This window comes from Streptococcus infantis, from assembly GCF_047463315.1.
Classification (GTDB): domain Bacteria; phylum Bacillota; class Bacilli; order Lactobacillales; family Streptococcaceae; genus Streptococcus; species Streptococcus infantis_AB.
This window is the reverse complement of record NZ_JASHEB010000012.1, coordinates 1-9,627: the sequence shown is the minus strand read 5'-3', so window position 1 is coordinate 9,627 and position 9,627 is coordinate 1. Positions and strand designations below refer to the sequence as shown.

The 9,627-nt window shown below is 41.4% G+C and carries 10 protein-coding genes; 9 read left to right on the top strand and 1 reads right to left on the bottom strand.

Annotated features, from left to right (window positions below; translation table 11 throughout):
• Positions 1-666 (top strand): LPXTG cell wall anchor domain-containing protein (locus QM857_RS09115; RefSeq protein WP_414275754.1); only part of this gene is annotated, 666 nt, incomplete at its 5' end.
• A gap of 112 nt (positions 667-778) precedes the next feature.
• Here the strand turns inward: QM857_RS09115 and QM857_RS09110 are convergent.
• Positions 779-1,630 (bottom strand): MurR/RpiR family transcriptional regulator, encoded by an 852-nt coding sequence (locus QM857_RS09110; protein ID WP_254730751.1) that lies wholly within the window; start codon positions 1,628-1,630, stop codon positions 779-781.
• A 177-nt stretch (positions 1,631-1,807) separates the two neighbouring features.
• Between QM857_RS09110 and pbp2b the strand changes: the two genes are divergently transcribed.
• The 8 genes from pbp2b to rpsI all read left to right on the top strand — a co-directional run bounded on the left by pbp2b (position 1,808) and on the right by rpsI (position 9,551).
• Entirely contained in the window at positions 1,808-3,865 is a 2,058-nt protein-coding gene (gene pbp2b / locus QM857_RS09105) for a penicillin-binding protein PBP2B (protein ID WP_414275753.1), read from the top strand.
• 10 nt (positions 3,866-3,875) lie between these two features.
• Positions 3,876-4,472: a recombination mediator RecR gene (gene recR, locus QM857_RS09100; RefSeq protein ID WP_006152788.1), complete on the top strand. Its 597-nt coding sequence runs from the start codon at positions 3,876-3,878 to the stop codon at positions 4,470-4,472.
• A 165-nt stretch (positions 4,473-4,637) separates the two neighbouring features.
• Positions 4,638-5,681 carry a D-alanine--D-alanine ligase gene (locus tag QM857_RS09095; protein ID WP_414275752.1) on the top strand — a complete coding sequence of 348 codons (1,044 nt, stop codon included), beginning with the start codon at positions 4,638-4,640 and terminating at the stop codon, positions 5,679-5,681.
• A gap of 53 nt (positions 5,682-5,734) precedes the next feature.
• Entirely contained in the window at positions 5,735-7,108 is a 1,374-nt protein-coding gene (locus QM857_RS09090; RefSeq protein ID WP_178894579.1) for a UDP-N-acetylmuramoyl-tripeptide--D-alanyl-D-alanine ligase, read from the top strand.
• The gene (locus tag QM857_RS09085; protein WP_178894580.1) at positions 7,095-7,706 is read left to right on the top strand and encodes an NUDIX hydrolase; all 612 of its coding nucleotides are present in this window, start codon (positions 7,095-7,097) and stop codon (positions 7,704-7,706) included. The genes QM857_RS09090 and QM857_RS09085 overlap by 14 nt, the downstream gene beginning before the upstream one ends.
• Positions 7,707-7,826: 120 nt before the next feature.
• Positions 7,827-8,534, top strand: a complete 708-nt coding sequence (locus QM857_RS09080) for a TIGR02206 family membrane protein (protein WP_414275751.1) — start codon at positions 7,827-7,829, stop codon at positions 8,532-8,534.
• A gap of 159 nt (positions 8,535-8,693) precedes the next feature.
• The gene (gene rplM, locus QM857_RS09075; protein ID WP_002876943.1) at positions 8,694-9,140 is read left to right on the top strand and encodes a 50S ribosomal protein L13; all 447 of its coding nucleotides are present in this window, start codon (positions 8,694-8,696) and stop codon (positions 9,138-9,140) included.
• 18 nt (positions 9,141-9,158) lie between these two features.
• Positions 9,159-9,551 carry a 30S ribosomal protein S9 gene (rpsI, locus tag QM857_RS09070; RefSeq protein WP_002893764.1) on the top strand — a complete coding sequence of 131 codons (393 nt, stop codon included), beginning with the start codon at positions 9,159-9,161 and terminating at the stop codon, positions 9,549-9,551.
• The last annotated feature ends 76 nt before the right edge of the window (positions 9,552-9,627 follow it).

Here is a 9,627-nt window from a genome sequence, read left to right as displayed (position 1 = left end):
TATGTAGAAGTTGACGGCAGCGATCGTAAGGTTGTTAAGGTTGAACGTGAGGAAGCTCAAGACCGCATCGTCGAAGTTGGAACTAAGGAAGAAAGTCCATCAACTGATAGCACATTGAAGATCTTGAAAGATTCATCAACAAACTTGAAACTGATTGCTCGAGAAGGGGACCTCAATGGTGGTTCTGTTCTAGAGGTCGATAAGGTTGCTAACCAGGTCTTGGAAGGTCGCCGTTTCGATGCTTATCAAATTCAATTGAAGAATGAGAAAGGCGAACTTGTTCAATTGAAAGGTGCAGCCCTTGTTCAAGTTGCTGTGGCGTCTGATGTAGCCAATGTCTATGCTATGAATGCAAATCAAGAATTGCAGGAAGTGAAGTTTGAACAGAAGGGTTCAGCACTTGAATTTGTAGCTCCACACCTAGGTGTCTATGCGGTAGTCTACAAGGATGCAGCTCAACCAAGTGCACCAGCAAATGTAGAAACTCCTACTCCACAACCTATGGGAGAAGATAAGCCTTTAGCAGAGGCTAAGGGCACTGTAGCAGATTCTACAAGCAAACAGTTACCAGCAACAGGAGAAGAAGTAAGTTCAACTCTCTTGCCTGCCCTCACTCTTGTTTCAGGAATGATGCTATTCTTCTTCAAAAAAGATATGAAGGACTAGAATAGAGAACGTCAAAGGAAGTATCTTGAACCACTAAAAAAGGAGTCCCATTGTGGGCTCCTTTTTGTGGGGAAAAATATTTTAAACAGAAAACCCTGAATGGTTTCCAATTTCAGGGCTTTCTATTTCTTGTGTTTCTGCGATAACCATTTAATCGATTATTTTCCCAGTAGCTATTAAAGATTTTTTCTTTACTTTCGCGATCAATCTCTAGGAAATAAGCATAGAGTAAATCAATGATAATCAGCATTGGAAGCTGAGCAGAGATTCGTTGGATATATGAGGCTTGGTTTTGACTTGCGACTAATACTGTTTCTGTAAATGCTTGGGTATCCTTATTCGGTGCACTTGTAAATAGAACTGTCTTAGCTCCCATATCCTGGGCATCTAATAGGCTATCGATGATAGATGGTGTTGTTCCTGAGAGAGAAAAACCAAACACCAAACATTTTTCATCAATAATGCTAGTCGTCCAGGCAAAACCGTCTGGATCTGTTAAGGCTTCACAGACGACACCCAATCTCATAAAACGTAGCTTCATCTCACGTGCGACTAGACCAGAACTCCCAGTTCCGAAAAAATACACGCGTTCGGATTGGTCAATCATCTGAGCCACGCGTTCCAGTTGCTCATCGTCAATCAATCCTTGAGAAATTTCTCGCAGGTTTGCATAACTTCTAAGGACTCTCTGAGTCAAAGGATTCATATCCTGTTGAGGAGCAGAAAGAGTGTCTTTTTGTTGTTGGTATTTGAAGATGAACTCTCGATAGCCCTTAAAACCACATTTCTTGGCAAAACGAGTGAGCGCTGCCTGGGAAATATGAAGTTTTTGAGTAACTTGCTGAGAGGATAAGTCATCGTTTATGGTATCTGCCTGCAGAAAATAGCGAGCAATTTCTTGCTCTAAATCGGTCATTTCTTCAAAGTGAAGCTCAATGATTGTAGAAATATCTTGCTTATTCATGGGACTCCTTTGATAGCTATTTGCCAGAATTTATTTGATAAATCTAACAAATAAAATAGCGCTTACCTCCATTATATCATAGAAAATAATTTTTGGACCAAAAAGGGAAAGTCTTTTCTTTTTCCATAATTTTCTACCTAAATTATGGTACAATGAAGAGTGTGATTTTGATTAGAAATGAGATTGATGTGTATGAGAAAATTCAATAGCCACTCGATACCGATACGGCTTAATTTGTTATTTGCAATCGTCATTTTGCTTTTTTTAACAATTATTGGCCGTTTGCTTTATATGCAAGTTCTTCATAAGGATTTTTATGAAAATAAACTAGCTTCTGCTAGCCAAACTCGAGTAACCATGGGTTCCGCTCGTGGAGAAATTTATGATGCAACAGGAAAACCTTTAGTCCAAAACACCGTTAAACAAGTTGTTTCATTCACACGAAGTAACAAGATGACTGCGGCTGATTTGAAGGATATTTCTAAAAAATTGTTGACTTATGTCACAGTCACTTCTCCAGAGTTGACGGACCGACAAATGGCAGACTACTACTTGGCGGATGCCGAAGCTTATAAGAAAACAGTTGAAGCTCTTCCTAAGGATAAACGGTATGATTCTGATGGCAATCAACTTTCTGAATCTGAACTCTATAACAACGCTGCTGAGAGTATTACTTCCAGTCAATTAAACTACTCAGAGGATGAAAAGAAGGCAATCTATATCTTTAGTCAGCTCAATGCAGTAGAAAATTTTGCGACAGGAAATATTCAAACTGATCCTTTGAGCGATACACAGGTAGCTGTGATTGCTTCTGCATCTAAGGAATTGCCAGGTATTTCCATTTCTACTTCATGGGACCGAAAAGTCTTAGAAACTTCTCTTTCATCTATAGTTGGAAGTGTTTCGAGTGAAAAATCTGGTCTTCCAGCAGAAGAAGTGGACGCTTATTTGAAAAAAGGTTACTCACTCAATGACCGTGTTGGGACTTCCTATCTTGAAAAGCAATACGAAGAAGTCTTGCAAGGAAAACGTACTGTCAAGGAAATCCATTTGGACAAGCACGGAGACATGGAGAGTGTAGAAAATATCGAAGAAGGAAGCAAGGGTAAAAATATCAAATTAACCATTGATTTGGCCTTCCAAGATAGTGTAGACAGTCTCTTGAAGAGTTATTTCAACTCAGAACTTGCAAATGGTGGAGCCAGATATTCAGAAGGTGTTTATGCAGTAGCCCTCAATCCTAAGACAGGTGCTGTATTAGCCATGTCAGGAATGAAGCACAATGTTGAGACTGGAGAACTGACCACAGACTCACTCGGAACTGTCACTAATGTCTTTGTTCCAGGATCTGTCGTTAAGGCTGCAACCATTAGTTCAGGTTGGGAAAATGGGGTATTGTCAGGCAACCAAACCTTGACAGATCAACCAATCGTCTTCCAAGGTTCTGCGCCGATCAATTCCTGGTATACCCCTTATTATGGTTCTTTCCCGATTACAGCAGTTGAGGCCTTGGAGTATTCATCCAATACTTACATGGTCCAAACTGCTCTTGGAATCATGGGGCAAACTTATCAGCCAAATATGACAGTAGGAACCAACAATCTTGAATCTGCCATGGGAAAACTTCGTTCAACCTTTGGTGAATATGGTTTGGGCGTGTCTACAGGGATCGATTTACCGGATGAGTCAACAGGGTTTATCCCTAAAGACTATGATTTGGCCAACTATCTAAATAATGCTTTTGGGCAGTTCGATAACTACACACCAATGCAGTTAGCTCAGTATGTGGCGACTATTGCCAATAATGGTGTCCGCTTAGCTCCTCATATCGTGGAAGGAGTCTACGACAACAATGAACAAGGTGGTTTGGGAGAACTCATTAAGCAAACGGACAGCACAGAAATGAATAAGATTAATATTTCTGAGTCTGACATGTCTATTTTGCAACAAGGCTTTTACCAAGTATCACACGGAACAAGTGCTCTTACGACAGGTCGTGCCTTTTCAAATGGTGCAGCAGTCTCTATCAGTGGGAAAACTGGTACAGCCGAAAGTTACGTGAATGGTGGTCAGAAAGCCAACAACACTAATGCTGTGGCCTATGCTCCAAGTGATAATCCTCAGATTGCAGTTGCAGTTGTTTTCCCGCATAATACGAATCTAACTAATGGTGTCGGACCTTCGATTGCTCGCGACATTATCAATCTATACAACCAACACCATCCAATGAACTAGAAAGGAAGCCATGCTTTACCCAACACCTATAGCTAAGCTGATTGACAGTTATTCTAAACTTCCGGGTATCGGGATTAAGACAGCAACCCGACTGGCCTTTTATACTATTGGGATGTCGGATGATGACGTCAATGAATTTGCAAAAAATCTCCTTGCAGCAAAGCGAGAATTGACCTATTGCTCTATTTGTGGACGTTTGACAGATGAGGATCCTTGTTCTATCTGTACCGATCCTAGCCGTGATCAGTCTACGATTCTGGTCCTGGAGGATAGCCGAGATGTTGCTGCTATGGAAAATATTCAGGAATACCACGGACTTTACCATGTTTTACACGGTTTGATTTCCCCTATGAATGGGATTAGTCCCGATGATATCAACCTCAAAAGTCTCATGACTCGCCTCATGGATAGCGAAGTTTCAGAGGTTATCGTGGCCACCAATGCAACAGCAGATGGTGAGGCGACCTCCATGTATATTTCTCGACTTCTTAAACCTGCAGGGATTAAGGTCACTCGTCTAGCACGAGGTCTAGCAGTAGGAGCAGATATCGAATATGCAGACGAAGTAACCCTCCTAAGAGCTATTGAAAATCGTACAGAACTTTAGTCTGTAAGAATATAGAACAGGCAATTAGCTAACAGATAAGATTTCAAGAAATCAAGAGACTGGATTTATTTTTAATCCAGTCTCTTTTTTGTTGTTCAAGTTTAAAAAAATAGACAAATGTGATATACTAAAAAGCGAGTATTCTAGTAGAAATAGGACAATCATATGAAACAAACAATTATTCTATTATATGGTGGACGCAGTGCAGAACGTGAAGTGTCTGTATTGTCAGCTGAGAGTGTCATGCGTGCGGTTAACTATGACCGTTTTGAAGTCAAAACGGTCTTTATCAGCCAGTCAGGTGATTTCATCAAAACCCAAGAATTTACCCAAACTCCTGGACAAGATGAACGTCTCATGACCAATGCGACTATTGATTGGGACAAGAAAATTGCTCCAAGTACTATCTACGAAGAAGGCGCAGTTGTTTTTCCAGTTCTTCATGGACCTATGGGAGAAGACGGTTCAGTCCAAGGTTTCCTAGAAGTCTTGAAAATGCCTTATGTCGGTTGCAACATCTTGTCTTCAAGCCTTGCTATGGACAAAATCACGACTAAACGCGTCTTGGAATCTGCTGGCATTGCCCAAGTTCCTTACGTAGCCATTGTTGAAGGGGATGACTTAGCTTCTAAGATCGCAGAAGTCGAAGAAAAATTAACTTATCCAGTCTTTACCAAACCATCTAATATGGGTTCTAGTGTTGGTATTTCTAAGTCTGAAAATAAAGAGGAACTCCATCAAGCTCTCGAACTCGCCTTTAAATATGATAGCCGTGTCTTGGTAGAGCAAGGTGTCAATGCGCGTGAAATCGAAGTTGGACTTTTAGGAAACTATGATGTCAAGAGCACTCTACCTGGTGAAGTTGTCAAGGACGTAGCCTTCTATGACTACGAAGCAAAATACATTGATAACAAGATTACTATGGATATTCCAGCCAAGATCAGTGATAATGTAGTAGCAGTCATGCGTAGAAATGCAGAAGCTGCCTTCCGTGCTATTGGCGGGCTTGGTCTCTCACGTTGTGATTTCTTCTATACAGATAAGGGAGAAGTTTTCCTAAATGAGCTCAATACCATGCCAGGATTTACCCAGTGGTCTATGTATCCATTGCTCTGGGACAATATGGGGATTAGCTATCCAGAACTAATCGAGCGTTTGGTTGAGCTTGCTAAAGAAAGCTTTAACAAGCGTGAAGCGCACCTATTATAAAGATAGCTATAAGGGCGGGGCAAGACTCCCTGCCCCTTTTTAAAGGAGTAAACATGAAACTTACGATTCACGAAGTTGCGCGTGCCGTCGGTGCAAAAAATGATGTGACAAGCTATGCGGATAGCCCACTCGTCAAGGCTGAGTTTGATAGTCGCTTGATTGGATCTGGGGATTTATTTGTGCCACTAAAGGGGGCGCGTGATGGTCATGACTTTATCGAGACGGCTTTTGAAAATGGCGCAGCTTTAACCTTATCAGAGAAAGAAATAGCAGGCCATCCTTATATCTTGGTAGAAGATGTCCTAACTGCCTTTCAAGCACTTGCGGCCTATTACCTTCAAAAGACAGGAGTAGATGTCTTTGCTGTTACAGGTTCAAATGGGAAGACCACTACCAAGGATATGTTGGCCCATTTGCTTTCTACAAGCTACAAAACCTACAAAACGCAAGGGAACTATAATAACGAGATTGGCCTCCCTTATACGGCTCTTCATATGCCAGATGATACTGAAAAGTTGGTCTTGGAAATGGGACAGGATCACCTAGGAGATATCCACCTCTTGTCTGAATTAGCTCATCCAAAGACAGCTATTGTGACCTTGGTCGGAGAAGCTCATTTGGCCTTCTTTAAAGACCGTTCTGAAATTGCCAAAGGGAAATTGCAAATCGCTGATGGGATGGAAAAGGGTGCCTTGCTTTTAGCACCAGCTGATCCAATTGTTGAGGATTATCTACCTGCTGACCAAAAAGTGGTTCGTTTTGGCCCAGGTGCAGAACTCGAAATTACAGAATTGATTGAGCGTAAGGATAGCTTAACCTTCAAGGCTAATTTCTTGGAGCAAGCCCTTGATTTGCCAGTAACTGGTAAATACAATGCGACCAATGCCATGATTGCATCTTATGTAGCTCTTCAAGAAGGAGTGACTGAGGAGCAAATTGGTCAAGCCTTCCAAAATCTTGAATTGACCCGCAATCGTACCGAGTGGAAAAAAGCGGCCAACGGTGCGGATATCTTATCAGATGTCTATAATGCCAATCCAACGGCTATGAAGCTGATTTTAGAAACTTTCTCTACTATCCCAGCTAATGAAGGTGGGAAGAAAATAGCTGTCTTGGCTGATATGAAAGAGCTAGGGGATCAATCCGTTCAACTCCATAATCAAATGATTTTGAGCCTGTCACCTGATGTACTTGATACCGTTATTTTCTACGGTGAAGACATTGCGGAATTGGCCCAACTAGCCAGTCAAATGTTCCCCATCGGCCATGTTTACTACTTCAAGAAAACAGCTGAGGAAGACCAGTTTGAAGCCATGGTTAAGCAGGTCAAGGAAAGTCTTGGCGCACATGACCAGATTTTGCTTAAAGGTTCGAACTCTATGAATCTAGCCAAGCTAGTAGAAAGTTTAGAAAATGAGTGCAACTGATTTCGCCAAAGCTATTCAGAGAATGTTGGCCATTACTGATACTGGACTGACCTATACCAAGGATCCTTTTGACCGTGAACGTTATGAGGATTTACGGCAGATTTTATCAAGTGTCTTGCAGGATCAAACGGAGCTCGATCAAGAGGAATTGACTGCAATTTTAAAACCAACAGGTAGCTATGCAACTCCCTTGATGGATGTGCGTGCATGGATTGTTCAAAATCAGAAGATTTGCCTGGTTAGAGGACAAGGAGAGGATACTTGGGCATTACCTGGTGGCTTTGGCGAGGTAGGATATTCTCCCAAGGAAAATATCCGAAAAGAAGTTCAGGAAGAAACAGGATTTTCGGCAGAAGTAGGTTCTTTATTGGCGGTTTTTGATACCAACCGCTTTCAACTTCAGAACAAACAGTATGCCAAGTTCGTTTTTGACTGTCAGTTATTGGATGGACAATTTCAAGAAAATCAAGAAATTGCAGAACTTGAATTTTTTGATATCAAGAATCTCCCACCCCTATCTGAAAAACGAATAACCAAAGAACAAATGGAAATTCTATGGCAGGTCTATCAGGGTGAGCGGGAACAATATGTCGATTAGAAGCTTTGCTTTATATTAAGATCGACAGTTTCTTTTACACAAAATTATAAGAAATAAATGTAAGCTAGGCTCTATAGAGATGAGTAAGAGGCCTGCTTATATGAAAATGAGGAAAGTTACATGAATGTTTGGGATGCTTTATTTAGCACGCAGCCGACGGAGCCACCCCGATTTGATCTTCTTTGGTATGGAGGTCTATTTACTCTATTGGCATTGACTGTATTTCTTGCCTATCGCTATGGTGATAAAAAAGTTTGCCAACGATTTTTCCAGATTTTACAGGCTCTGCAGTTAATTCTGCTCTACGGTTGGTATTTGGTCAACCAGATGCCTCTAACAGAAAGTCTGCCCTTTTATCATTGCCGTTTAGCAATGTTTGTAGTGCTTTTGATTCCTGGTGTCTCTAGAGTCAAACAGTACTTTGCTGTGCTTGGGACCTTCGGGACTTTGGCGGCCTTTGTTTATCCAGTGCCAGATCCCTATCCCTTCCCCCACATCGCTATCCTGTCCTTTATTTTTGGACACCTAGCCCTCTTTGGAAATTCCTTGATTTATCTTTTGAAGGACTATGATGCTAGCTTATTGGACTTCAAACGAATCCTAATCATCACATCTTCGCTTAATGCGCTGATCTTTGTGGTTAATCTAATGACGGGTGGAGATTATGGCTTTTTGACAAAACCACCATTGGTTGGAGACCACGGTCCTTTGATCAATTATCTAGTCGTTACGCTATTCTTGACTTTCGCCATTTACATAGTCTCTAAAGCTTTTCAGACCATGCTTGAGGAGAAGGGGGAAAGAAGACTACGAATCTGGCAGAAATAAAAAAATATTTTCCCAACCGCTTGACTTTTATCTGAGAATTTTGATACAATAGTAGGCGGTATTGTTTACCCCATTTGTAAGGCCCCGGAACCTTTCAAATAACTTGCGGACCGGAACATCCGCCCTGTAAACAAAAACGACATTCATATAGGAGAAATCATGAACAAAACTACATTCATGGCTAAACCAGGCCAAGTAGAACGCAAATGGTACGTTGTTGACGCAACTGATGTACCTCTTGGACGCCTTTCAGCAGTTGTTGCTAGCGTACTTCGCGGAAAAAACAAACCAACATTCACACCACACACTGATACAGGTGACTTCGTAATCGTTATCAATGCTGAAAAAGTTAAATTGACTGGTAAAAAAGCAACTGATAAGATTTACTACACTCACTCAAACCACCCAGGTGGATTGAAATCAATCTCTGCTGGTGAACTTCGTTCTAAAAATGCAGTACGTTTGATCGAGAAATCAGTTAAAGGTATGCTTCCACACAATACTCTTGGCCGCGCTCAAGGTATGAAATTGAAAGTATTCGTTGGAGCTGAGCACACTCACGCTGCACAACAACCAGAAGTTCTTGATATTTCAGGACTTATCTAAGGAAAGGAACAATAAAGTATGTCACAAGCACAATATGCAGGTACTGGACGTCGTAAAAACGCTGTTGCACGCGTTCGCCTTGTTCCAGGAACTGGTAAAATCACTGTTAACAAAAAAGATGTTGAAGAGTACATCCCACACGCTGACCTTCGTCTTGTAATCAACCAACCATTCGCAGTTACTTCAACTGCAGGTTCATACGACGTTTTCGTTAACGTTGTAGGTGGTGGTTACGCTGGTCAAGCAGGAGCTATCCGTCACGGTATCGCTCGTGCCCTTCTTCAAGTAGACCCAGACTTCCGCGATTCATTGAAACGCGCAGGACTTCTTACACGTGACTCACGTAAAGTTGAGCGTAAGAAACCAGGCTTGAAAAAAGCTCGTAAAGCATCACAATTTAGTAAACGTTAAAACTTATTTAAACTTATTGAAAGCATTTCGTATCAAAAATACGGGATGCTTTTTCTGTTCACCCCAAATTTTTGTA

What these genes read in the sequence shown, in the direction of transcription:
- QM857_RS09110 (WP_254730751.1), bottom strand. Translation starts at nt 1,630, where the DNA reads ATGAATAAGCAAGATATTTCTACAATCATTGAGCTTCACTTTGAAGAA.
- pbp2b (WP_414275753.1), top strand. Translation starts at nt 1,808, where the DNA reads ATGAGATTGATGTGTATGAGAAAATTCAATAGCCACTCGATACCGATA.
- recR (WP_006152788.1), top strand. Translation starts at nt 3,876, where the DNA reads ATGCTTTACCCAACACCTATAGCTAAGCTGATTGACAGTTATTCTAAA.
- QM857_RS09095 (WP_414275752.1), top strand. Translation starts at nt 4,638, where the DNA reads ATGAAACAAACAATTATTCTATTATATGGTGGACGCAGTGCAGAACGT.
- QM857_RS09090 (WP_178894579.1), top strand. Translation starts at nt 5,735, where the DNA reads ATGAAACTTACGATTCACGAAGTTGCGCGTGCCGTCGGTGCAAAAAAT.
- QM857_RS09085 (WP_178894580.1), top strand. Translation starts at nt 7,095, where the DNA reads ATGAGTGCAACTGATTTCGCCAAAGCTATTCAGAGAATGTTGGCCATT.
- QM857_RS09080 (WP_414275751.1), top strand. Translation starts at nt 7,827, where the DNA reads ATGAATGTTTGGGATGCTTTATTTAGCACGCAGCCGACGGAGCCACCC.
- rplM (WP_002876943.1), top strand. Translation starts at nt 8,694, where the DNA reads ATGAACAAAACTACATTCATGGCTAAACCAGGCCAAGTAGAACGCAAA.
- rpsI (WP_002893764.1), top strand. Translation starts at nt 9,159, where the DNA reads ATGTCACAAGCACAATATGCAGGTACTGGACGTCGTAAAAACGCTGTT.